Annotated in this window: 18 protein-coding genes and 1 tRNA gene; 9 read left to right on the forward strand and 10 right to left on the reverse strand. The window is 73.8% G+C overall.

Features of this window, described 5'->3' with window-relative positions; all coding sequences use genetic code 11:
* The first annotated feature begins 1043 nt into the window (after positions 1-1043).
* The 5 genes from ACFVQZ_RS13910 (at position 1044) to ACFVQZ_RS13930 (ending at position 9111) form a co-directional block, all read left to right on the forward strand.
* Positions 1044-1811, forward strand: coding sequence for an FHA domain-containing protein (locus ACFVQZ_RS13910; RefSeq protein WP_383621920.1), 768 nt, complete (start codon positions 1044-1046; stop codon positions 1809-1811).
* Between the two features lie 86 nt (positions 1812-1897).
* Complete coding sequence (locus tag ACFVQZ_RS13915) at positions 1898-2305, forward strand: globin (protein ID WP_030494018.1); 408 nt, start codon at positions 1898-1900, stop codon at positions 2303-2305.
* Between the two features lie 238 nt (positions 2306-2543).
* Positions 2544-5306: an FtsX-like permease family protein gene (locus ACFVQZ_RS13920; protein WP_383621923.1), complete on the forward strand. Its 2763-nt coding sequence runs from the start codon at positions 2544-2546 to the stop codon at positions 5304-5306.
* The gene (locus ACFVQZ_RS13925) at positions 5306-8167 is read left to right on the forward strand and encodes an FtsX-like permease family protein (RefSeq protein ID WP_383621926.1); all 2862 of its coding nucleotides are present in this window, start codon (positions 5306-5308) and stop codon (positions 8165-8167) included. The genes ACFVQZ_RS13920 and ACFVQZ_RS13925 overlap by 1 nt, the downstream gene beginning before the upstream one ends.
* Entirely contained in the window at positions 8164-9111 is a 948-nt protein-coding gene (locus ACFVQZ_RS13930) for an ABC transporter ATP-binding protein (RefSeq protein WP_383621929.1), read from the forward strand. The genes ACFVQZ_RS13925 and ACFVQZ_RS13930 overlap by 4 nt, the downstream gene beginning before the upstream one ends.
* A gap of 19 nt (positions 9112-9130) precedes the next feature.
* On the opposite strand, the gene ACFVQZ_RS13935 is transcribed toward ACFVQZ_RS13930, so the two are convergent.
* The 7 genes from ACFVQZ_RS13935 to ACFVQZ_RS13965 form a co-directional block, all read right to left on the reverse strand.
* Positions 9131-9793, reverse strand: a complete 663-nt coding sequence (locus tag ACFVQZ_RS13935) for a hypothetical protein (RefSeq protein ID WP_383621932.1) — start codon at positions 9791-9793, stop codon at positions 9131-9133.
* Positions 9790-10215 (reverse strand): thioesterase family protein, encoded by a 426-nt coding sequence (locus ACFVQZ_RS13940; protein ID WP_362104401.1) that lies wholly within the window; start codon positions 10213-10215, stop codon positions 9790-9792. Before ACFVQZ_RS13940 ends, ACFVQZ_RS13935 begins: the two co-directional genes overlap by 4 nt.
* A 7-nt stretch (positions 10216-10222) precedes the next feature.
* Positions 10223-11887 (reverse strand): energy-dependent translational throttle protein EttA, encoded by a 1665-nt coding sequence (gene ettA / locus ACFVQZ_RS13945; protein WP_030494012.1) that lies wholly within the window; start codon positions 11885-11887, stop codon positions 10223-10225.
* Positions 11888-12080: 193 nt separating this feature from the next.
* Positions 12081-13556 (reverse strand): LAETG motif-containing sortase-dependent surface protein, encoded by a 1476-nt coding sequence (locus ACFVQZ_RS13950; RefSeq protein ID WP_030494011.1) that lies wholly within the window; start codon positions 13554-13556, stop codon positions 12081-12083.
* A 224-nt stretch (positions 13557-13780) separates the two neighbouring features.
* Complete coding sequence (locus ACFVQZ_RS13955) at positions 13781-14281, reverse strand: single-stranded DNA-binding protein (RefSeq protein ID WP_036414339.1); 501 nt, start codon at positions 14279-14281, stop codon at positions 13781-13783.
* A gap of 205 nt (positions 14282-14486) precedes the next feature.
* Positions 14487-16316, reverse strand: a complete 1830-nt coding sequence (locus ACFVQZ_RS13960) for a GTPase (protein ID WP_383621937.1) — start codon at positions 16314-16316, stop codon at positions 14487-14489.
* Between the two features lie 55 nt (positions 16317-16371).
* Positions 16372-17988, reverse strand: a complete 1617-nt coding sequence (locus tag ACFVQZ_RS13965) for a dynamin family protein (RefSeq protein WP_383621940.1) — start codon at positions 17986-17988, stop codon at positions 16372-16374.
* A 299-nt stretch (positions 17989-18287) separates the two neighbouring features.
* On the opposite strand from ACFVQZ_RS13965, the gene ACFVQZ_RS13970 reads away from it, so the two are divergent.
* Positions 18288-18360: transfer RNA gene (locus ACFVQZ_RS13970), tRNA-Arg, on the forward strand.
* Positions 18361-18549: 189 nt separating this feature from the next.
* Here the strand turns inward: ACFVQZ_RS13970 and ACFVQZ_RS13975 are convergent.
* Positions 18550-19305, reverse strand: a complete 756-nt coding sequence (locus tag ACFVQZ_RS13975; protein WP_383622243.1) for a DUF317 domain-containing protein — start codon at positions 19303-19305, stop codon at positions 18550-18552.
* Positions 19306-19615: 310 nt separating this feature from the next.
* Here ACFVQZ_RS13975 and ACFVQZ_RS13980 point away from each other — a divergent pair, with 310 nt between their 5' ends.
* The 3 genes from ACFVQZ_RS13980 to ACFVQZ_RS13990 all read left to right on the forward strand — a co-directional run bounded on the left by ACFVQZ_RS13980 (position 19616) and on the right by ACFVQZ_RS13990 (position 22110).
* Positions 19616-20827, forward strand: a complete 1212-nt coding sequence (locus ACFVQZ_RS13980) for a hypothetical protein (protein ID WP_383621943.1) — start codon at positions 19616-19618, stop codon at positions 20825-20827.
* Positions 20828-21044: 217 nt separating this feature from the next.
* Positions 21045-21533: an Imm21 family immunity protein gene (locus tag ACFVQZ_RS13985; RefSeq protein ID WP_383621946.1), complete on the forward strand. Its 489-nt coding sequence runs from the start codon at positions 21045-21047 to the stop codon at positions 21531-21533.
* A 40-nt stretch (positions 21534-21573) separates the two neighbouring features.
* Positions 21574-22110, forward strand: coding sequence for a hypothetical protein (locus ACFVQZ_RS13990; protein ID WP_383621949.1), 537 nt, complete (start codon positions 21574-21576; stop codon positions 22108-22110).
* A gap of 79 nt (positions 22111-22189) precedes the next feature.
* On the opposite strand, the gene ACFVQZ_RS13995 is transcribed toward ACFVQZ_RS13990, so the two are convergent.
* Together ACFVQZ_RS13995 and ACFVQZ_RS14000 are read right to left on the reverse strand one after the other, a co-directional pair.
* Positions 22190-23623, reverse strand: coding sequence for a tyrosine-type recombinase/integrase (locus tag ACFVQZ_RS13995; protein WP_383621952.1), 1434 nt, complete (start codon positions 23621-23623; stop codon positions 22190-22192).
* Complete coding sequence (locus ACFVQZ_RS14000; RefSeq protein ID WP_383621955.1) at positions 23620-23832, reverse strand: helix-turn-helix transcriptional regulator; 213 nt, start codon at positions 23830-23832, stop codon at positions 23620-23622. Before ACFVQZ_RS14000 ends, ACFVQZ_RS13995 begins: the two co-directional genes overlap by 4 nt.
* Positions 23833-23848 lie beyond the last annotated feature (16 nt).

Consider the following 23848-nt stretch of genomic DNA (forward strand, 5'->3'; position numbering starts at 1 on the left):
GCAACCCGGGCGGCCCCCGTACGCCGGGCGGCCCCGACTTCTCCGGTGGCCCGGGCGCGCCCGGCGGCCCAGGTGCGCCGGGAAACCCGAACTTCTCCGGCGGCCCCGGCCCCGACCGTCCCGGCTTCCCGCCGAACGCCCCTGGCGGCCCCGGCCGCCCGGGCTTCCCCGACGGCCCCGGCGCACAGGGCGGCGGTCCTGGTACGCCGGGCGGCCCCGGCTTCTCCAACGGCCCGGGCGCTCCCGGTGGTCCCGGCTTCCCCGGCCCCCCGCCGAGCCCGAACGCTCCCGGCCGCCCCCCGTACGGCGACGGCCCGGCCGGCCCCGGTGCGCCGGGAGGCCCCGGCTTCTCCGGCGGCCCCGGTGCGCCCGGTGGCGCCGACCGTCCCGGCTTCCCGCCGAACGCCCCCGGCGGCCCCGGCCGCCCGGGCTTCCCCGACGGACCGGGCGCGCCCGGCCACCCCGGTGCCCCGACCGGCTCCGACCGCCCCGGTGCGCCCGACGGCCCCGGCTTCCCGGGCGGTCCCGGCAGGCCCGGCGCCCCGGAGGGGCCCGGTCGCCCCGGCTCCCCTGACGGTCCCCCCTTCCCCGGCGGCCCCGGCGGCCCGGGCGGTTCCGGCTTCGCCAACGGCCCCGGCTCCGACCGCCCCGGCTTCCCCCCGGCGCCCCCCGGCGGCCCCGGCGCCCCGACCGGCGCCGACCGCCCCGGCTCCCCTGACGGCTCCGGCTTCCCGGGCGGTCCCGGCAGGCCCGGCGCCCCGGAGGGGCCCGGTCGTCCCGGCTCCCCCGACGGTCCCGGCTTCCCGGGCGGTCCCTCGGGCTCCGGCGGTCCCGGCTTCCCGGGTGGCGGTCCGGCCGGTGCTCCCGGCTTCCCGCCCGCCCCGGGCGGTCCCGGCGGGCCCGGCTTCCCCGGCGGGCCCGGCCCCGGGCACGGCGGCCCCGGTGCGCCGCCCGCCGCATCCGCGGGGTTCTCCGCGGGCGGCGATCCGAACGCCACCGCTCAGGCGGAGCTGTGTCCGCAGTGCCGGACGCCGCGCGAGCACATGGCGCCGTACTGCGAGGAGTGCCGGTGGAACTTCCTGACCGGCACCGCGACCTCGTACACGCCGATCGCCCCGGCCAACCGGCCGCCCGCACCGCCGCAGGGCTTCCGGCCGGCGCCACCCGCCCCGCCGGCGCCGCCCGCGCCCGCCGCGCCGCAGGACCCGTTCGGGTACCACGACTCGCGGCCGTCGCAGGTGAACCGGCCGGCCGAGCCGCTCGGCGGTGAGCCGACGCACCACCAGGCGCCGCCGCCGCGTGCCGCCGCCGACGACGACTGGGTGCTGTCCCCGCCGTCCCAGGCCCAGCCCCCGGCACCGGCACCGGCCCCGCAGCCGCCGCGGGCTCCCCAGCCGCCGCGGCCGCAGCAGTGGGTCGCGCACATCGGGCCGGACCGGGACTACTTCATGGCGATGATGCGCCGCAGCGGCCCGGAGGCGTCGGGGCTCAACCTGCCCGCGTACGCGCCGCCGCAGCAGCTGCCGCTGCAGGGCAACCAGGTGTCCATCGGGCGCCGCCGGCACTCCACCGGCGAGTCCCCCGACATCGACCTGGCGGTGCCGCCGGAGGACCCGGGCGTGTCGCACCAGCACGCGGTGCTGGTGCAGCAGCCGGACGGCTCGTGGGCGGTGGTGGACCAGAACTCCACCAACGGCACCACGGTCAACGGCGGCGACGAGCCGATCCAGCCGTACGTCCCCGTCCAGCTCCAGGACGGCGACCGGGTGCACGTCGGCGCCTGGACGACGATCACCGTCCGGCGCGGCTGAGCGGGACGGCCGGAAGACCGGAGGGCCGGAGGGCCGGGGGTCCTAGACCTCCGGTCCTCCGCCGCCCCGTCTGAGACGATGGAACGGTGAACGAGATTCCCGGGGACGGCACGGTGCAGGAGCAGACCTTCTACGAGCAGGTCGGCGGCGAGGAGACGTTCCGCCGCCTCGTCCGGCGCTTCTACGAAGGCGTCGCCGGGGACCCGCTGCTCCGCCCGATGTACCCCGAGGAGGACCTCGGTCCCGCCGAGGAGCGGTTCGCGCTCTTCCTCATGCAGTACTGGGGCGGCCCCGGCACGTACAGCGAGCGCCGCGGCCACCCCCGGCTGCGCATGCGGCACGCGCCGTTCACCGTCGACCGGGCCGCGCACGACGCGTGGCTCCGGCACATGCGCGACGCGCTCGACAGCCTGGAGCTGGCGCCGGAGCACGACGCGCAGTTGTGGCGGTACATGACGTACGCCGCCGCGTCGATGATCAACACCCCCGGCTGAACCAGCCCCCCCCCCGCCTACCCCACACACGACCGCTCGAAGAGGTCGAGACCACTCCGCGCCACCGGATGAACACATTCCGGGGACGTCTGACCGGATAACGGTCACGATCCCATCAAGGTCGGCGCGCAAGCGGTTTCCAGCGACCGGTGGCCGATGAAAGCATTCCCAGAACGTTTTCGAGGGTTCGACAGGCGTTCGGGGCACGCGGACGCGCGCGGAGCGGCCAGGGGGATGGGTGACGGGGTTCGTATTTCTGCGCGTGAGGGCGCACCGCCTGCTCCTCGGCGCGGCGCTGCTCGCCGTCGTCCTGACCACCGCGGTCCTCGCGACGCTCGCCGGCTTCTCCGGCTCCATCGGGAACGCCGCGCTCCAGGCCGGGCTGCGCGACCGTTCCGCCGCCGCCGCGACCCTGCGGGTCTCCGGGCAGATCCCGGCCGACCGGCGGGACGACGCCGACCGGGCCGTCGCCGACGGCGCCCGGCGCGCCTTCGCCGGACTGCCCGTCACCGTCCGGCGTCTGGAGGCCTCGGGGGCGTACGCGCTGCCCCGCTCCCTCCAGCCGCCCGCGGCTCGCGCCGGCGACCCCGACCTCACCCACTTCGCGGCGCTCGACCGCTCCCGGCTCACCCTCGTCGGCGGCGCCTGGCCGAAGGCGGGCCGCCCCGGCGGCGTCCTGGAGGCGGCGCTGCCGCAGGAGGCGGCGAAGCGGCTGCGGACCGGACCCGGCACGGTCCTCGTCCTCACCGACCGGCTCGCCGAGAAGGACCTGCGGGTCCGGATCACCGGCGTGTACGCGCCGGCCGACGTCACCGACCCGTACTGGCTGCTCGACCCGGCCGGCGGGCGCGGCGTGCGGACCGTCTCCTTCACCACGTACGGGCCGCTGCTCGCCGACCCGTCGGTGCTCGCCTCCGGCGCCGTCACCGCCGGCGAGACCGCGTGGCTGGGCTCCGCCGACTTCTCCGGCCTCGACACCGGCGGGATCGCGCCGCTGCGCGAGGCGGCGGAGCGGGAGGTGCGGCGGCTGGCCGAGGACACCACCGCCTTCGGCACCACGATCGACGCGGTCACCGGCCTGCCGACCGTCCTCGCGCAGACCGAACGCGCCCTCGCGGTCTCCCGGTCGACCCTCCTGATCGTCGCCGTCCAGCTGGTGCTGCTCGCCGCCTACGCGCTGCTGCTCGTCGCCCGGCTGCTCAGCACCGAACGCTCCGGCGAGACCGCGCTGCTGCGCGCCCGCGGCGGCTCCCGGCGCCGGATCGCCGGTCTCGCCGCCGCCGAGGCGCTGCTGCTCGCGCTGCCCGCCGCGGTCGCCGCCCCGCTGCTGTCCGGCCCGCTGACCCGGCTCTTCGCCGAGCGGTCCGCGCTCTCCTCGCTCGGCGTCCGGCTCGACACCTCGCCGTCGGCGACGGTGTGGCTGGTCGCCGTCGCCGTCGCCCTCGTCTGCGCGGCGGCGGTCGTCGCCCCCGCGCTCGGCGCCCGGGACGGCGACGCCGTGTCGCTGCGCAAGGCCCGCGGCGGCACCCTGCCCTGGCCGGTGCGGGCCGGCGCGGACGTCGCGCTGCTGCTCGTCGCGGGCATCGCGCTGTGGCAGCTCCAGCGGACCCCGGAGGCCGCCGCCGACGGCTCCGGGATCGACCCGGTGCTGGTGGCCGCGCCCGCGCTCGCGCTGCTCGCCGGCACCGTGCTGACGCTCCGTCTGCTGCCGCCCGCCGCCCGGCTGGCCGAGCGGCGCGCCGCCGCCGGCCGGGGGCTCTCCGCGGCGCTGGCCGGCTGGCAGTTCAGCCGCCGCCCGCTGCGCGGCGCCGGGCCGGTGCTGCTGCTGGTCCTCGCCGTCGCGATGGGCATGCTGGCGATCGGCCAGAGCAACTCGTGGGAGCGGTCGCAGCACGACCAGGCGGACTTCCGGGCCGGCGCCGAGGTGCGGGTGCTGGGCACCGGCCCCGGCGACCCGGGCCGGGCGGCGCGGCTCGCCGCCGTGCCCGGGGTCCGGGAGGTCACCCCGGTCCACCGGACCGCCATGGACCTGGCCGGCCGCACCGCGAGCGTGCTGGCCGTCGACTCCGGACGGCTGGCCGGCGCCATGCTGCTGCGCGAGGACCTGGCCGGCGGCACGGTCGGCGGGCTCCTCGGCCCGCTCACCGCCGGGGAGGAGCGGACGGACGGATCGCTGCCGGCCGTCGCGTCGGAGGCGTTCATGGCCGCCGCCGAGGCGAAGCCCGGCGAGCGGCTGGAGGTCATGGTCGACGGCCGGCGGGTCTTCGTCGTCGTCGGCCGGGTCGTGCCGGACCTGCCGACGACCGGCACCGGCGGCCGGGCCGGCACCGCGGCGGCCGGCGTCCGCGTCCCGGAGGACGGCGGCGGCGTCCTCGTCGACCTGGCGGCCGTCAACCGCTCCCTCGACGGCCCCGGGCGGGTCCTGCCGGTCGCGCCCACCGAGTGGTGGCTGGCCCCCGAGCCCGGCCGGGCCGACGACGTCGTCCGGGCGCTGCGCGCGGACGCCACCGGCGAGGCCGGCGAACTCGTCGTCCGCGACGAACTCGCGGACGACCTGCTCGGCGACCCGCTCGGCGCCGGCCCCCACACCGCCCTCATGGCCGTCGCCACCGCCGCGGCGGCGCTGGCCGCGGTCGGCTTCGCGGTCAGCTCGGCCGGTTCGGTACGGGAGCGGTCCGCCGAGTTCGCGATCCTGCGGGCCCTCGGCGCGCCGCGCCGCCGGCTCGCCCGGCTGCTCGCCGCCGAACAGGGCGTCCTGATCGGCGTCGGGCTCCTGGTGGGCGTCGCCCTCGGCGCCCTGCTGGCCCGCGTGGTGGTGCCGCTGGTGGTGCTCACCGGGCAGGCCGCCCGGCCCGTGCCGCCCGTCCTGGTCGAACTGCCCCTCGGCGAGGTGGCGCTGCTCCTCGCCGGAGTCGCCGCCCTGCCGCTCGCGGTCGTCGCGGCGATCGCCCTGCGCCGCAACGACCCGGCGGTGACCCTGCGCCACCAGGGAGACAACTGATGTCCGACGACCCGCGCGAGGAGTCCCGCCCGATGCAGCCCGCAGGCGAGTCCGAGAAGGCCCCGGCCCCGGCGGCGGCCGAGCCCGGGCGGCCCCGCGCCCGGGCCGTCGCGCCCTGGGTGCGGACCCGGCTGCGGGCCGCGCCCGGCGCCGCCGCCGGCCTGGCGCTGCTGGTGTTCGTCACCGCGCTGCTCGCCGCCGCGCTGCCGCGGGTGGTGGACGCGTACGAGACGGAGGGGCTGCGGCACGGCATCCGTACCGCCCCCGCCCACCAGTCCGAACTGGTCGTCACCTACCCCCTGGAACGCGGCTCCCGGGTGACGCCCGACACCCTGCGGAAGGACCAGGAGGCGCTGCGCCGGCTGCTGCCCGCGCCGCTGCGCACCGACCCGGAGGAGTCCGTCCACGGGATCCGGACCATGGAGCCGGTCCCCGGACTGGACGCGTGGCTGCCGCAACCCGACCACGTGCAGGTCAGGTTCACGCTCGCCTCGCCGTCGGGCCTCGCCTCCCACGCGGTGCTGAAGCAGGGCCGCGCGGCCGGCGGTGACGCGGAGCGCCCCGAGGCCGTGGCGACGACCGCGACGGCGAAGACCCTCGGGCTCAAGCCCGGTTCCGTGGTGCACGTGCCGGGCGCGAACGCCGAGCCGCTCGCCGTCACCGTGACCGGCATCGTGGAGCCCCGCGACCCCCGGCGGCCGTACTGGGCGGTGGAACCGCTGCTGTCCGCGCCGGTGCTCGCGCTGACCGACGACCCGACGGACCCCAAGCGCTACTGGCGCGCCGGGCTCCTCCTCGCCCCGGAGTCGGGCTCCGCCCTCGCCTCCACCACCGAGACCCCCGAGGTCTACTGGCGGCTGCCCGTCGTCGCCGACCACCTGACCGCGCGGGACGCCGGCCCGCTCGCCGCCGCCGTCGACTCGGCGCGCACCGGCCCCGTCTCGGCGAAGATCCGCGAGGTCACCGGCGAGACCGGGCTGGTCAGCACCGGCCTCGACGAGATCTCCGCCTCCTACGCGGCGACGAAGGCCGCCATCTCGCCCGTCGTCGCCGTCGCCGTCTTCGGCATCGGCGCCGTCGCGGCCGTGGTCGTCGCCATGACCGGCGGCCTCTTCCTCAGCCGCCGGGACGGCGAGCTCACCCTGCTCCGCGGCCGGGGCGCCTCCCTGCCCGGCATCGGCCTCCGGCTGCTCGGCGAGACCTCCGCCGTCGCCCTGCCGGCCGCCGCGCTCGGCCTGGTGGCGGCGGTGGCCCTGGTGCGCGGCCCGGACACGCCCGGTGCCCCCGCCCTCACCGGCTCCGCGCCGCTGCTCCCGTCGGTCCTCGGCGCCGCCCTCGTCGCGCTGATCGCCGCCCTGGTGCTGCCCGTCCGGGCGGTGCTGCGGCACCGGACGCCCCGGCTGCACGGCGCCCGCGAGGACCTGGTGGACGCCCGGCCCTCCCGGCGCCGCACCGTCGCCGAACTGACCCTGCTGGTCCTCGCGGCGGCCGCGATCGGCTCGCTGCGGCTGCGCGGCACCGACGACGCCGGCGACCACCTGGTCAGCGCCGCCCCGGTGCTCGTCGGCGTGATCGCCGCCCTCGTGCTCGTACGGATCCAGCCGCTGCCGCTGCGCCGGCTGGCCCGGCCCGCGCAGCGGATGCGCGGGGTCGTCGGGCCGCTCGCCCTGGCCCGCGCCGCCCGTTCCTCCGCCACCGGCGTGCTGCCGCTGCTCGCCCTCGTCCTGGCGCTCACCACGGCCGCGTTCGGCGGCTCCGTCCTCGCCGGGGTGGCCGAGGCCCGCGACCGGGCCGCGCTGCTCGCCACCGGGTCCGACGCCCGGGTCGAGGGCCGCACCGAGGGCGTGCTCCTGCCGGCCGGGCTCGCCGACGCCGTGCGCTCCGTCCAGGGCGTCCGCGAGGCGCAGCCCGTACAGATCGAGTACGGCGTGTCGCTGCCGTCGCCGGTCTCCACCGACCGGCCGATGAGCGCGCCGCTCGTCGCCGTCGACCCCGTCGCCTACGCGCGGCTCGCCCAGCGGACCGGCAACGGCGCCTTCCCCGCCGCGCTGCTCGCCTCCACCGGCAAGGGCGGCCGGGAGGCCGTCGGTGACACCGACCGGATCCTGCCGGCGCTCGCCTCCCCCGAGGTCGCCGCCCGCCTCGGCGACCAGCCGATGCGGCTGAACGCGGCGGCCGGCGCCTTCCGGGTGAAGGTCGTCGCGGTACGGGAGTCCACGCCGGCCGTCCGCGGCGAGGACTTCCTGGTGGTCAACACCGCCGACATCACCAACGTGCGGCACACCGCCCTGCTGGTCGGCGGCACCGTGGACGGCACCGCGTTGCGCGCGGCCGTCGCCGCGAAGAGCCCGGACCTCTCGGTGGCGCTCCGCGCCGAGGCGCGCGGCGCCTTCGTGGACTCGCCGCTCCAGACCGGCGCCGAGGGCCTCTACGCGGCGGCGATCGGAGCCGGTGCCGCGTACGCGGTCGTCGCGGTGCTGCTGTCGCTGACGCGCAGCGGCCCCGAGCGGGCGACGCTCCTCGCCCGGCTGCGGACGATGGGCCTGACCCGCGGGCAGGGGCGGCGGCTGCTCGCCCTGGAGGCGGTGCCGCCGGCGGTGTTCGCCGCGCTCGGCGGGGCGCTCGCCGGCTGGGCGACGGTGCCGCTGCTGGCGCCCGGCGTCGACCTGCACCGGCTGGCGCTGGCCGCGGCGGCGGACGGGGTGGGGGCCGGCGGGATCGCCCTGCGGGCCGACCCGTGGTCGCTGGTGGTGCCGGCGCTGGCCGTGGTCCTCCTGACGGGGGCCGCCGCGGGCGTCCAGGCGTGGTGGACGGGGCGGAGGAGCTCGGTGAAGGAACTCAGGGCAGGAGACGCACGATGACGACGACCGCGAACGCGACGCTGGAGGAGCTGGAGCGGCGGGCCCACGCGCACCGCGACCGGCCGTCGTACGGCCACGACGCGCTGATCGCCTGCGACCGCCTGGTACGGATCTTCACCACCGACGGGGTGGAGGTGCAGGCGCTCCAGGGGCTCGACCTGCTCGTCAAGGAGGGCGAGCTGATGGCCCTGGTCGGGGCGTCCGGGTCCGGCAAGTCGACGCTGATGAACATCCTGGCCGGCCTGGACGTGCCCACCGCCGGGGCGGCCCGGGTCGGCGGCTGCGACCTGCTGGCGATGACCGGCAAGGACCGGCTGCGCTACCGGCGCGAGGTGGTCGGCTTCGTCTGGCAGCAGACCGCCCGCAACCTCCTCCCGTACCTGACGGCCGCCCAGAACGTCGCCCTGCCCATGCAGTTGGCGGGAAGCAAGCGGAAGAAGGCCGAACGGGCCGAGGAACTGCTCGCGATGATGGACATCGCCCACTGCCGGGACCGGCGGCCCCACCAGCTCTCCGGCGGCCAGCAGCAGCGGGTCGCGATCGCCGTCGCCCTCGCCAACGACCCGGCGGTCCTCCTCGCCGACGAACCGACCGGCGAACTGGACTCGGCCACCGGCGAGCAGGTCTTCGCGGCCTTCCGCCGCGCCAACGAGGAGCTGGGCACCACCATCGTCATCGTCACCCACGACCAGGCCGTCGCCTCCGAGGTGCGCCGCACGGTCGCGATCCGCGACGGCCGCACCTCGTCCGAGGTGCTGCGCCGCACCGAGGTCGACGAGGCGGGCCGGGAGTCGCTGGTGGCCCGGGAGTACGCGATGCTCGACCGCGCGGGCCGGCTCCAGCTCCCGGCCGACTACACCAAGGCGCTGGGCATGGAGCACCGCGTGGCGCTGGAACTGGAGCAGGACCACATCGGGGTGTGGCCGGACGACGCGAACGGCTGAGGGCCGGCCCGGCCGGGCGTCAGCCGGCCGGGGTGACCGTGAGCGCGGTGGGGACCGTACGGAGGGCGACGGAGCCGTACGGGGTGCGGAGCCGCAGCCACGGACCGGCGGCCATCAGCGCGACCGGGACGTCCTGCGGGGGCAGGAAGCCGAGCGACTGGGCGGCGTGCACGGCCCGCAGCGGCAGACCGGTGGCGCCGAGGACGCGGGACCAGATCTCGCGGCCGAGGCGGTCGCGTTCGGCGCGGGTGCGCCGCTCCTCGGGGAGTTCCGCGTCGCGGCGGCGGAACTCGGCGACGGCCGCGGCGACCGCCCCGCGCAGCTCGGCGGCGCCGGGCAGGCCCTCTACGGGCCGCCAGCCGGTCCGCGGCGGCAGGACGCCGGTCCACGGCGGTCCGGTGACGGCGGCGGGGACGACGGCCTTGCCGGCCGCCTCCTCGACGCCGTCGAGGAGTTCTCCGGCGGAGACGGTGACGTCGAGGTCGACGGCGTCCTCCAGCCGGGCGGTGCGGATCGCGAGGACCTCGAAGGACGGCGGGCGTCCGAACACGGCGAGCGCGCCGCCTCCGCCCTGGAGGCGGACGGCGGCGGCGCGGTCGTAGTGCACGAGCCGGGTCAGGAAGGCGGCGAGGGCCGCCGCCTCCCTGGGGTCGGCGAAGTGCAGCGGGGCGAGCACGGTCATGCGGCGGACGTCATCCCGTCGTCGACGTACTCCTGGAGGAAGCGGCGCTCCTCCTCGGTGATGCGGCGGGGGCGCTGCGCCTCCAGGTCGAACGGCACGACGACCGTGGACGCCCGGACGTAGGTCACGTCCGGGTCCTTGATCTCGTACGCGATCGTCAGCGAGGCCGCGCCGATCTTCGTGACCCACGACTCGATGGTCACCGGCTCGTGCCGGTGGACCAGCGGGCGCAGGTAGTCGATCTCGTGGCGGGCCACGACGGACCCGCCGGAGAAGGACGGGCTGCCGTCCCCGGGCGCCAGCCGGAACATGAAGTCGATCCGGGCCTCCTCCAGGTAGCGGAGGAAGACCACGTTGTTGACGTGCCCGAAGGCGTCCATGTCCGACCAGCGGAGGGGACAGCTGTAGAGGTGCCTCGCCACGTCGGCCTCAGCCCCGGGTGAGCTTCTTGTGGGTGGCGCGGTGCGGACGGGTGGCGTCCGGGCCGAGCCGCTCGACCTTGTTCTTCTCGTACGACTCGAAGTTGCCCTCGAACCAGAACCACTTGGAGTCGCCCTCGTACGCCAGGATGTGCGTGGCGACCCGGTCGAGGAACCAGCGGTCGTGGGAGACGACCACGGCGCAGCCGGGGAAGTCGAGGAGCGCGTTCTCCAGCGAGGAGAGGGTCTCGACGTCGAGGTCGTTGGTGGGCTCGTCGAGGAGCAGCAGGTTGCCGCCCTGCTTGAGGGTGAGCGCGAGGTTGAGGCGGTTGCGCTCACCGCCGGAGAGCACGCCGGCCGGCTTCTGCTGGTCCGGGCCCTTGAAGCCGAACGCGGAGACGTAGGCGCGGGACGGCATCTCGACCTGGCCGACGTTGATGTAGTCCAGCTCGTCCGAGACGACGGCCCAGAGGGTCTTCTTCGGGTCGATGTTGGCGCGGCCCTGGTCGACGTACGAGATCTTGACCGTCTCGCCGATCTTGATCTCGCCGGAGTCCGGCTTCTCCAGGCCCTGGATCATCTTGAACAGCGTGGTCTTGCCGGCGCCGTTCGGGCCGATGATGCCGACGATGCCGTTGCGGGGCAGGGTGAAGGAGAGGTCGTCGATGAGGACCTTCTCGCCGAACGCCTTCGAGAGGTTGTTGACCTCGACGACGACGGAGCCCAGGCGCGGGCCCGGCGGGATCTGGATCTCCTCGAAGTCCAGCTTCCGCATCTTCTCGGCCTCGGCGGCCATCTCCTCGTAGCGCGCGAGACGCGCCTTGGACTTGGCCTGACGCCCCTTGGCGTTGGACCGCACCCACTCCAGCTCTTCCTTGAGGCGCTTCTGGCGCTTCTCGTCCTTCTTGCCCTCGACCTTGAGGCGCTCGGCCTTCTTCTGGAGGTAGGTCGAGTAGTTGCCCTCGTACGGGTGGGCCCGGCCGCGGTCGAGCTCCAGGATCCACTCGGCCACGTTGTCGAGGAAGTACCGGTCGTGGGTGATGGCCACGACGGTGCCCTTGTACTTGGCGAGGTGCTGCTCCAGCCAGTTCACCGACTCGGCGTCGAGGTGGTTGGTGGGCTCGTCGAGGAGCAGCAGGTCGGGGGCCTCCAGGAGCAGCTTGCAGAGCGCCACGCGGCGCTTCTCGCCACCGGAGAGGTTGTTGACCGGCCAGTCGCCGGGCGGGCAGCCGAGGGCGTCCATGGCCTGCTCCAGCTGGGCGTCCAGGTCCCACGCCTCGGCGTGGTCCAGGTCCTCCTGGAGCTTGCCCATCTCCTCCATGAGCGCGTCCGTGTAGTTCGTGGCCATCTCCTCGGCGATGGCGTTGAACCGGTCGAGCTTGCCCTTGATCTCCGCGACGCCGTCCTCGACGTTCTGCAGGACGGTCTTGTTCTCGTCGAGCTTCGGCTCCTGCATGAGGATGCCGACCGAGTAGCCGGGGGCGAGGAAGGCGTCGCCGTTGGACGGCTGCTCGAGGCCGGCCATGATCTTGAGAACGGTGGACTTACCGGCACCGTTCGGGCCGACCACACCGATCTTCGCACCGGGCAGGAAGCTCAGCGTCACGTCATCGAGGATGACCTTGTCGCCGTGCGCCTTGCGCGTCTTGCGCATCGTGTAGATGTACTCAGCCAAAGGAAACCGTCCGGCAAAGAGTGAGTGGGCAGATACACCCATCTTGCCGCACGGCCGCCCCCAGGCGGAAACCCGTCGGGGTCCGCCCGCCCCGGAGGGCCGCCGCGGACGCGCGACGGCCCCGGGCGCAGGCGCGTCCGGGGCCGTCCGTCACCGGGCGGGCGCGCCCGGTGACGTGGTGCGTGCGGCTGCCTTACGAGCGGGCGGCCTTCTTCTTGCGGAGGAAGAACACCGCGCCGCCGCCGGCCAGGACGAGCGCGACGGCGATGCCGGCGATCATCGGGGTGGCGTTGGAGCTGCCGGTCGCGGCCAGGTCACCGCCGGTGGTGCCGGTCGAACCGGTGGTGCCGGTGGAGCCGGCGGTGCCGGTGGCCGCGTCGGTGGTGGTGCCGGGCGCCGGGGTGGACGGGCTCGCCGAGGGGGTCTCGGACGGGGTGCCGGCCGACGGGGTGCCGGACGGGGTCTCCGACGGGGTGCCGGTGGACGGCTCCGGGCTCGGGGCGGTCTTGCAGTCGAGGACGCCCTCGAAGGTCTCCGAGAAGCCGTTCGGGCCGGTGATCGTGAAGTTGTACGCCTCGTCCTCGCCGATCGGGAGGGCGATGGTCTTGGTCTCGCCCGCGCCGACCGTGTGCGAGGTGCCCTTCAGGTCGAAGGTCCACGGCTCGTCGCCGCTGTTGGAGGCGACGATCTCCAGGCCGCCCGCGGCGCAGTCCTTGGCGACCGTGACGGCCGGGACGGGACCGGTCTTGGCCCAGCTCGCGCCGGCCTTGGCGGTGACGGTGGAGGCGCTGGAGCCGGCCAGGATCAGGGTCTGGGACGGGCCGTCGATGGAGACGAAGGCGCGGCCCAGGGGGACCTCGGTGGTGAGGGAGGCGGTCAGCTCGGCGCCGCCGTCGGGGGTGCCGGCGGGGACGTCGAAGAAGAGCTTGCTGCCGTCGCCGGCGGTGGTGACCGGCTTGCCGGCCTCGTCGACGACCTTGACGCCCTCGGGGGCGCCGGGGGCGAGGGCGACCGAGGTGCCCTCCTTCTTGCTGCTGGTGACGGTGATCGGGCCGAGCTTCTCACCGGGCTTGCCGTTCACCGAGGCGGGCGCCAGGGAGAGCGACGCGGTCGGCTCGTCGAGCTGGACCGCCTCCTTCAGGAGGTACTCGGTCAGCTTCTTGGCGTCCTCGTCGAGCGGGGTCGCCTGGACGCCGTCGGAGAGGGTCCAGATCGCGGCCTGCGTGCCGGCGGCGGCGTCGCCCTTGGTGAGCGTGGCGCCGATCTTGGCGTTGAGGTCCTCCAGCTTCTGCTCCGGGTAGCCGTGGGTCAGGATCCAGAGGATCTTGCCGGCGTCCGGGTTGTTGTGCAGCGACGACTCGTCCCAGCCGACTTCCTTGTAGTCGTACTCGGTCTTCGCCAGCGTGTAGAGGTCGATGCAGTAGGTGAAGAGGTTTCCGCCGCCCTCGACCTGCATCGTGAAGAGACCGCCGGTCTCGGTGAACTCGTCACCGTCCTTCTCGGTGATCTTGATCTTGCCGACCTCGTCGGTGAGGCCGCCCAGCTTCGCCGTGGCACCCCCGTCGGCGAAGGCCGGACCGGCGGTGGCTATCGAGGCGGACGCGACGAGACCGGCGACCAGCGTCGCCGTGGCGAGGCGTGCAGCGCCGGGCCGACGAACTGAAAACATGGATTTCCCCTCCGGGCGAGCGGCTCCGCGAACGTGGTCGATTCGCGTGGGGGGAGCGCTCGCCAGCGCACTCACTGACTCGATGGGCTCACGTGCCTCACGAGTATTCGGGAATCCTAGGGAGGCGGAAGACCCCGGTCCCCGGTCCTACGACGAGATAACCATTCCGTCTCGGAATCGTTATACCGCCGGCGAGTTGGTCGACAAATCCCCACGACACATGGTCAGGGGGCGGTTACCAACCGGTGTGCGGCGGTCGTCCAGGGGTCGGTTCCGTCGGCCGGGACGAGCCCCTGCGGCACCTCGCGATCCGTCAAGTCGCCCTCCCCCGCGCCCGGAGGAGCCTGTGCCGCGGCCCCCGGTTCGGGTCGCGTCGTCCGCCGGAAGGCGGAGGTGCCGCGGGTCAGGTCGTGGCCGACGGCGACGGCGTCGACGTCCACGAACGTCTTCCGCTGCCCGTCCCGCTCGTCCTCACGCACCCTCAGCCGGCCGTGCACCACCAGCGGTTCGCCCACGGAGACGGAGGCGGCCAGGTTGGCGCCGAGCGACCGCCAGGCCGAGACCGTGTAGAAGCTGGTGGCCCCGTCGGTCCAGGCCGCCCGCTCGCGGTCCCACCGTCGCGCGGTCACCGCGAACCGGAAGCGGGCCACCGACCCGGCCACCGTGTCCCGGTACTCCACCGCCGTCGCCACGTTCCCCACCAGCGTCACCGTCGTGTCGTTCATCTCGGGCCCCTCCCCGTTCCTGCGTCCGTCCTGGTGAGCACCATGCTGACGGCGACGCGAACAGTCCGCCGGCGCCTGTGGACGACCGACGGACTGTGGACAAACCGGCCACCCGGAAGGGTGAACGCCTGGAGGGGGCCGGGGGGCTGAGGGAGGCGCCTCGCATCCGGCACCGGGGGCCGGAGCGGGTGACGGGCGCCCGGCCCTACCGGAGCCGCGCGCCGGAGCGGGTGGCGCCGAGGCGGGCGCCGGAGCCGCGGGGGCCCGTGCCGACGATCCGCGGTGACGGCCGGGGCCCGGCCACCTTCGCGTACTGCTCGCGCACCTCGCGGTACCGCAGCAGTTCGGCCGAGACGGGGTCCAGGACCCGGGCCCGGCCGCAGGCCGCCGCCGCCTCCGCGAGCTTGCGTTCGGCCTCCTGCCCGTACCGCCGCGCCGGCCCCTGCACCGCGCTCGCGCAGGCCCATTCGATCAGCGGCCCGCCGACGATCCCGCCCAGCATGATGAGGACCGGCGGCAGCAACCCGGGCTCCACCACCCCCACGATCTGCCCGACCAGCCAGAGCGCGCCGAACAGCTGAAGGAGCGTCATCAGCGCCTGGGCGAGCACCGCGGCCGGCCACCAGGCGGGGCGCGGCGGCCGGGCGGCCGGGTCGCCGAGGCCGGCCGCCAGCTCGTCCAGCGCCTCCGGCAGCCCCTCCGCGCCGCGCGTCGCCGCCTCCCGTACGGCCAGGGCCCAGGGCGCGGGCAGCCCCCGCGACGCCTCGTCGGCCACGATCCGCACCGCCTGCTCGACGCGCTGCCGTGCGGTCAGCTCGTCCTCGGCGGGCACGGCGAGGTGCGGATCGGTGGAGCCGTGCCGGCGCTTGCGCCCGTACCAGCGGTGCAGCCGCAGCCAGGGCGAGCCGCAGGCGCGGATGGCGCCGCGCCGCCAGACCCGCTCGGCGGCCTCGCCCGCCGCCTGCGCGCCGACCGCGACGGCGAGCCGCCCCGCGAACTCCTCCCGGCTCCGCTCCCCGAGCCCCGGCCGCCCGTCGGCGACGTACGCGGGCCGCAGCCGGGCCGCGGCGGCGTCGATGTCGGCGGCGATGCGGCGCTCCGGCGCGGTGCGTTCCTGGACGAACCGGGCGAGGAGTTCGCGGAGTTCGGGCACGCCCTCGCCGGTGAGCGCGGAGACGGGCAGCACGGTGGCGCCGGGCTCGCCGTGCTCGCCGAGGGCCATGCCGTCCTCGTCGAGGAGCCGGCGCAGGTCGTCGAGGACGAGTTCGGCGGCCTCGGCACCGAGCCGGTCGACCTGGTTCAGCACCACGAAGGTGACCTCGGCGTGCCCGGCGAGCGGGCGCAGGTAGCGCTCGTGGAGGGCGGCGTCGGCGTACTTCTCGGGATCGACCACCCAGATGACCGCGTCGACGAGGCCGAGCGCCCGGTCCACCTGGTCGCGGTGAGCGGTGACGGCGGAGTCGTGGTCGGGCAGGTCGATGAGGACGAGCGGGGCGAGGTCGGCGTCGGCGGCCCCGCCCGCGAGGGGGCGCCGGCGCAGCCGCCCGGGCACCCCGAGCCGGTCGAGGAGCCCGGCGGCCCCCTCCGACCAGGTGAGGGCGAGCGGCGCGGAGGTGGTCGGGCGGCGCAGTCCGGTCTCGGAGACGGCGACGCCGGCGAGGGCGTTGAAGAGGGTGGACTTGCCGCTGCCGGTGGCGCCGGCGAGGGCGACGACGGTGTGCCGGGAGGAGAGCCGCTGCCGGGCGGCGGCCTCGTCCAGCACCCGTCCGGCCTCGGCGAGGGCGTCGCTCTCGACCCGCGTACGGGAGAGCCCGACGAGCTCGTGCAGCGCGTCGAGCCGGCTCCGCAGCCCGCCGCCGTAACTCCCGCCGAATCCCCGGGCGTCCTCGGAGGCGGATGCGGCGTCCTCGGCGTCGCCGGCGGCCGGCTCCTCGGGGGTGGTCCGCGCGGCGGCCCGCCGGGCGATCAGCCCGTCGTCCCACCGCTCCCGCTCGCGCTCGTCCGTCCCGACCGTCCCGCCCGTCCTGCTGGTCACATCACTCTCATCCGTCCCGACGGTCCCGACCGTCCCGACCGACTTCTCGGCCACGTCACTTCTCCTTCTGCAGTACGGAGAGCGCGGCGATCAGCTCCGCCTGCGGCTCAGGGGTGACGTCGAGGGCGTCGAGGGGCGCGAGGCGGCGGTCGCGCTCGGCGTGCAGGACGCGGTCGACGTGGGTGAGGACCAGGTCGCCGCCCTTGTCGCGCAGGCGCAGGGCGGCCTGGGCGCCGAGGAGTTCGGCGAGCCGTTCGCCCGCCGGGCGGCCGCGGCGTCCGCCGAGGAGGGAGGTGGCGAGCAGGGCGGCGACGGTCTCGGCGTCGGGCACGGCGGTGCGGGCGGCGCCGCGCCCGGAGGGCTTCTCCACGGACCGCACCTCGTCGTCGGCCAGCTCCTCCAGGACCCGCCGCCAGCGCCGCACCTCCATCCCGATCCGCTCGGCGACCTCCCGGTCGGCGCCGGCGACGGCCCGGAGGGCGGCGGCGGCGGGCTCGCGCCGGTGGGCGTCCCGGATCGCCTCCTCGGCGGCCGAGACGGCGCAGTGGAGGAGGGCGGCGAGGGACTCGGTGAGGGCGTCGAGGAGTTCGTCGGCGGTGCTGTCGCGGGGGTAGGCGCGCCAGCGGGCCCGGGCGTCCCCCGCGAGCACGGCGCCCTTGCCGAGCTCCTTGCGCACCCGCGCGCCCTGGCGGGCGTAGGCGGTCTCGACGGCGCCCCCGAGGCGTACGGCGGCGGCGTACTGGGCGGCGACGGCGCCGGCCAGCTCGGGGAGGCGGGTGTCGAGGGAGTCGATGACCCCGGAGGCGGTACGGGAGACGGCCTGCTGGCGCGCGGCGGGGTCCTCGGCCCGGTGGGTGAGCCACCCGCGCAGCGGGGCGACGGCGCTGTCCGGCAGCAGTCCGCTGCCGCCGCCGGTGGACTCGGGCAGCTCGGGGATGGTGAAGCGGGGGACGTCCCCGAGCCCGGCCTTGTCGAGCAGCGCCGAGAACTGCCGGGACACCTCGCCGATGACCTGGTGGGGCACCCGGTCGAGGACGGTGACGAGGGTGGCGTCGTACTCCTTGGCGGTACGGAGCAGATGCCAGGGCACCGCGTCGGCGTAGCGGGACGCGGTGGTGACCATCACCCAGATGTCGGCGGCGCAGATCAACTCGGCGGCCAGCAGACGGTTCTCGACGACGAGCGAGTCGATGTCGGGGGCGTCGAGGAGCGCGAGGCCGCGCGGCAGGGTGGCGGCGGTCTCGACGCGCAGCGCGTTGTCCCCGTCGTCGGCCGGCTCCGCGGGGTGCTCCTCGTCGGCCTGCGGCAGCCAGACCCGGGTGAGCTGCGGCAGCACCCGGAGGCCGGCGAACCAGTGGTGGTCCTCCGGGTGGCAGACGAGCACCGGCGTCCGGGTGGTCGGCCGCAGCACCCCGGCCTCGCTCACCCGCCGCCCGACGAGCGAGTTCACCAGCGTGGACTTCCCGGCACCGGTCGACCCGCCGACGACGGCGAGCAGCGGCGCGTCGGGGTCCTTCAGCCGGGGCACCAGGTAGTCGTCGAGCTGCGCGAGCAGTTCGGCCCGGGTCTGCCGGGCGCGCGGCACGTCCGGCAGGGGCAGGGGAAGACGCACGGCCGCGACTCGGTCGCGGAGGGCCGAGAGTGCGTCGATCAGCTGAGGCCGTTCGTCCAAGGTCACCACATGCGAAGAATGCCCAATTTATGAGCGTTTTTGAAGCGTATGGCGGCCCTGCGCGCCGAAGAAGGGAAGCCCGACCGGAAGCCCGGGCATAACGACTGCACAACACCCGCCCCGAGCGACGCGAAAAGCGCTGCGCGAATCGCACCTGCCTGCGATTATCGGTTCGCTTCACCGAACCTCCACATCGTGCCACGCAGGTGAAGCACGGGGCCCGAGCCGCCAGGACCCCTATCCTTGTCCCGGCAGCCCCACCCCACCCACCAGGGCCACCAGGCCCACGGCCACCACCGGCCCCCGTAGCTCAGCGGATAGAGCAGGTGCCTTCTAAGCACTTGGCCGCAGGTTCGAGTCCTGCCGGGGGCGCACAGCGAGGCCCCTCCTTCGGGAGGGGCCTTTTCGCTGGTCAGGGGCGGTTTTCGGTCGGGGGTGAGGGGGTCGGGGAAGGCTCCCCCAGTGACTGGATCTGTCCGGCTGAATCCGGTCAGAGGCGGACCCTGGCGGCTGGATTTCCCGAAAACTTCCCGAAGTTTTGACGTCGCCCGCTGTCCTGCCTCAATCGGATCCGCGTGCTCTCCTCCGCCGCCGGGTGCCTGGGTGGATGACGTCGAGCTGCCCCTCGACGCCGGCGGGCAGGCAAGAGCGCGGCACGGGATGGGGGGAGGCGAGCGAGGCGGCGAAGATCGCGACCAGATCGTGAGGCGTGCTGCCACTGAAGGTCGCGCACCAGAGATACGAGGTGCCGACAGAAGGTTCCGCCCACGCCTGCCAGCCGAAGCGACCAGGCCGCGGATCGGCATCGCGAACGAGCGGGGGCACTTCCTCCAGCGAGATGCTGGCGGAGAGCCCGGGGGCGAGAGCGGCGATGAGCGGGCGGTCGATGTCGCGTACCCATCCTTGGGCACAGGCCGCCGAGAGGACGATCTCTGGGCCATCGAAGGAGAAGGCGGGGTCCGTGCGGGCCTCGAGGGCGAGAAGGAAGTCAGTCAGCGCCTCGTGGGGGACGCCGGCGGTGAAGTACGCGTTCCACTCAGGCAGGCCGCTATCGGGATGGGACCGGGCGAAGATCTGCCAGGCAACCGGAAGGTCTCCCAGTTCGAACGAACAGGCGGCGCGTGTCCACTCGGCACCACACAGCCCGTTGGGGCTCGTGTAGAGAAGGGTGTCGCGGGCAGTCGGCCACATCCGCCAGCCGGCATACGAGAGGGTCGCGGCCACCTGGTCGGCGAGAGACTCGTCGTCGCCCGCCAGGTGGCGAGGGGTGACCCAGTAGGTCGGGTTGGAGTGGGAATGCTCGTCGCGATGGTGCAGGTACAGAGCACCTCCATGTGCTTGGGATTCCGGACGGTCGTCCACGTTGACATGGGTGCGGAGCCGTATCCAGTCCTGTCGGCTCCTTCCTCGTCTGCCTCCGGCGAACTGATGCCCTTCGTCATCCAATCGAGGCGTTTGACAACGAACCCGGTCCTTGATGCCTTCCTCCGCAGGATCGTCACCCCAGCGGGGAAGTTACGTTGCCGATCCGGTGTGAGCACCTGCGCCCGCTGTCAGTGCGCCATGCAACCCTCGACTTCGTTTAGGCGCCCGTACACCCGACGCGCCCGTTGAGATGAGGGACGAGATGAGTGACGAAACAGGGACCGCCTCACCTTCGCCGGAGGAAGCGCTGCGCTCTGCCCGGCTGCTTGCCCGTGCTGAGGCGGCCGTCGTGGCGCTCTTCACCGCGCGGGCCTACGAACTGGGCTGGACGGTACGGACCAAACCGAACGGCATCTTGGACCACGTCACGCTGTCCTGCGACGCGGGGCATACGACTCAGGTAACCCCCGTGACCGCATTGCACCCAACACTAGGCAGCACAATCGTCCGAGCACCCGAGGGGAGCGTGTTCCTCCTGGATGCAGGGATGAAACACATGGCGGTGCCAGGAACGACAGATCGGGCTGCCTTCCCCATGGCGCTGGAGGAGTGCGAGCCCTGCGCGCAAAAGCAATGGAAAGAAGCCGCCCATGAGTCGTTCGCTGCCTACGCGATCGAGACCAATCTCCGCATCGTGGCCGACGCCCCACCGCGCAGCGGGTTGCCAGCAAAGGAGGTTCGCTGTCTGCACGGGCATGAGTTCACCATCACTGCAATAGATCCACGTACCCCTAAGCGCTCGCCAGGCTTCGGTCGCAACTACGGACACGAACTCACCTGGCGTGACTACACGATCTCGTTTGATCCGCTTCCCCCTGGGCGCTTACCGGAGGGCAACCACGGATTCACAGCAGGTCCTGGCAGCGCGGACAACCCCTGCGCTACCTGCCATCGTATCTCGCAGACACCCAAACTCGTTGAATTCCGGCGCCGCGCCCGCGAGCAGAACGTAATGATCCTGGACGCCATGTCGGATCGAATCCTCCAAACGATGCGCCTGTGCTGCGTTGCCGGTCACCTGACCTCGGTGAGCATCAACACCGGGTTGAAGCGCGAGCTGCTGTGCACCCGATGCAGCGGAGGGGGCATTCGCCCTGAACCAACCGTGTATTACGTGGTGACCGATGGGGCCATAGTGAAGCCCGGCATCTCCTCAGGTGACGGGCGAGGACGACTTGATACCCACCGCATCGAGCACGGTCTGGGGCGAGTCCGCAGGCTCATAACCGACCTGCCCGCTGGAGCAGCTCGCGATGTCGAGCGGCATGTCCTGGACTGCTTGGCCAGCCAGGGTATCCGTCCGGTGATGGGCTTCGAGTATTTCGATGCTGCGCATACTGACCGAGTGCTGGAATTGGCCGACGGGTGGTTCGCGGCGAACCTGCCGAACTGCGCGTGGACGGTGACTACCTAGGCGCGGCCTCCAGCTCGGGATCTCTCAGGGGGTCAGTCGTGGGATCTTCCTGCCAGCCAAGTTAGTCCGCCCAGGTCACAGACCGGAAGCGGACTAACTGCGCTGTCAACGGACAACTGACACAGCAGAGGGGCTCGGCCGCGGCAGCCAAGCCCCTCCGGTCCGGTGGCACAGCCGTTCTCCATGCCTGTCGGACGCGGGTGTGATGATCCTTCGCATGGCTACATGGCTCGATGGCACCGATTTCGCCCGCTACGCGCTCATCCCCGAGGAACTGCTTCCGGCATGGGAAGGGACCGAGGCTGACGACGTGATCGACGAATACGTCTCGGTCTTCCGGCTGACCGGGCGGGACGTCCTGACGCTCGGAGTCGAGCCACTCTCCGTCACCTGGCTCGCCGAGCACCTCACATTCGCACGCTGGTGCTACGCCGACGACGACACGGGCCTGCCCTCCGCCGTCCGGACCGCCACGGAATCCAACGACTGGAAGGACGTACTCTCCCTCGAACTCGGAGGACGGTACGTCTTGGCCGACGTCGCCTACGAGGCCGACAGGATCCTCTGCTCACTACGGGACGCACAGCAGCGACCGGCGGAGGCGTTCCGCGTCGAACTGCCGTCGGGCCGCTGTCGGGTCCAGTCGCTGACCATCGATCCCGACCCGAACACTCAGTTCATGCTGGACCGGCTGCTGCCCGAATAACCGGTCCGCCGACGGATCCTCCCTCTGGTGGGATGCGGTCATGTACTACGACGACCTCAGCCCCTACGCCTACTCCCCCGCAGAGGAAGGCGACGTGTTCACTGAGGTCAGCACCGGCACACTGTTCGTCACCGTGCGGGGCGCTTACCGGCGGCTCAACGTCGGCTGGCTGGAGACCGGACGGCCCTGGACCGCTGGGCCGACACCTGCGGAGTTCGCGTCCAAGCTGCTGGCAGTGCTGGAGACGCAGGCCGTGAACGAAGCCCTCGGCCTGCACGAATGTGGCCTGTGTCCCGAACCGCTCGACGACGCCCACCCCTGGTACGAACCCCGGCCGGGACAGCGCCGCGCGAGCGCCGGCACGGGCGAGATCCGCGTGCCCGGGGCTCCGGGGACTGTCTATGCGGCACCCTCCCTCATCGGGCACTACGTACTCGACCACGGATACCTGCCACCCCGGGAGTTCGTCGACGCCGTCCTCGCCTTCGACCTCCAGGACCGCTCGACAGCCTTTCCCTCGATCGCCTTCCCCTGGATCCCCGACGACGCCGAGCTGTACGACGCCTTGGTCGGGTGAGATCGGGCGGCGACAGCACAAGCGGAGGGCCCGGATCTCGGAGGAAGCCGGATCGGCCTCGAGAAAGCGGCCGCCCACTTCAGCGAGCGCGCCCCGGCGTTTTGGGAGTCCGAGGAGAAGGCACCGTGGCAGTCGGCGCCACGAGCCCGGGGAGCTTCTGGGGACCTTCGATGCGTTGCTGGAGTTCGGCGATCTGCCCGGTGATGCAGCGGGCGTAGGTGGAGAGCAGGACGGGGACGCTGTTGCCGGCCCATTCGGCGACCTGGGCGGGCGGGATGCCGTTGTTGAGCCAGGTCGTGAGACAGGTGTGCCGGAGGTCGTACACGCGCTTCCCGACAGGCGACTTGAACTCGTGCTCGGGCAGGACGGCCTTGCGGGCCTTGGCCCAGATCCGCCGGTAGACGGAGCCGGCCAGGAGACCACCCTTCTCTCCGGGGAAGAGCAGGTCGCCGGGCTTGAGCTGCTCGCGTGCGATCAGGTCCCGGAGGCTCGCGACCAAGTCGGGGTGAACGGGGACGGTGCGGGTGTCTCCGGATGCGCGGCCCTTGAGGTTACGGGTCTCGTGGACCTCGCCGTCGTCGGTCCAGTGGCTGCCGACCTCGGGCTCGGCCGTGTGGACACGGAGCTCGCCCCAGCCGGTCACGGGCAGGACGGCGTCCTCGACCCGCAGGGCGACCGCTTCCTCGGGGCGTAGGCCGGCGTAGTACAGGGTCGCGAAGAACACGGTGAGCCGGTGGCCGGTGCGAGGGCGGGCGGCGATCCAAAGGAGCAGGGCGGCCACCTGGTGGGGGTTGAGGAGGGATCGCTTGTCGACGGCGCCGGAGGTTTTCGGGGCAGCGTTCTCCTCCTTTCCCTTGGGCATGGGGTTGGCCCGAAGGACGTTCTGGCGGACGGCGTGGCGCAGGGCCACGTTGAGGATGCGGCGGTAGCGCTTGGCTGAGCTGGCGGCAGCCGGCGTGCCGTCGAGGACGGTATCGAGTGCATGGAGGACGGCATCGACGTGCTTGGTGTCCTCCCAGGCGCTCATCGGGAGCGAGGGGCGCCGGATCCAGGCCAGGATCGCCCGGTACTCGGGCGGGGCCTCGTCCCGGCGGTTCTTGTTGAAGGCGTACTCGCGCAGCGCCTTGCGGACGTCGACGCCCTCGTACTGGACCGGCTCGACGCGGAGGAGCGCGAGCGTGGCCTTGGTCAGGGCTTTGGCAGTGCTGATGCGGTTGTTCGCCGAGATGCGGGACCACTTCATGTCGACGTACTGGAGGGCGAACTCGTACCAGGTGATCTCGGTGGACGGCGCGGCGTGGGAGGCCGGACGGCCGGTGTCCCGGTCGAAGGGCTCGCCGTTGTTGGCGGCGACGAGCAGGGTGGCGCGGAAGGACTCGGCGAGCGCGCTCTTCTTGAACGTCTCGCCGTGCCGTCGACCGTCGACGGACCACCGGACGGTGCAGGTGGTGCCGCGCTTCCCCTCGTAGACCTCCGTCTTGTAGAAGCGGACCTTGTAGGACCGGTTGGTCACGCAGCGGCCTCACAGTCGATGAGCCAGTTCTCCAGGTCGCTGCGGCGGACGCGCAGGCTGCCGTTCGGGAGTTTCACGCACTGGGGCGCGCGTCCCTTCTGGCGCCAGTCGTAGAAGGTAGACCGGGAAATCCGCAGCTCTTCGCAGAGCTCGTCGACGGTGAGCTTTTCTTCGGAGCGGCGGGCGGCGGTTATCGGGGATCGGCGCAAGGTTTCCCTTTCGATA

It is taken from the genome of Streptomyces sp. NPDC057854, from assembly GCF_042797055.1.
Classification (GTDB): Bacteria; Actinomycetota; Actinomycetes; order Streptomycetales; family Streptomycetaceae; genus Streptomyces.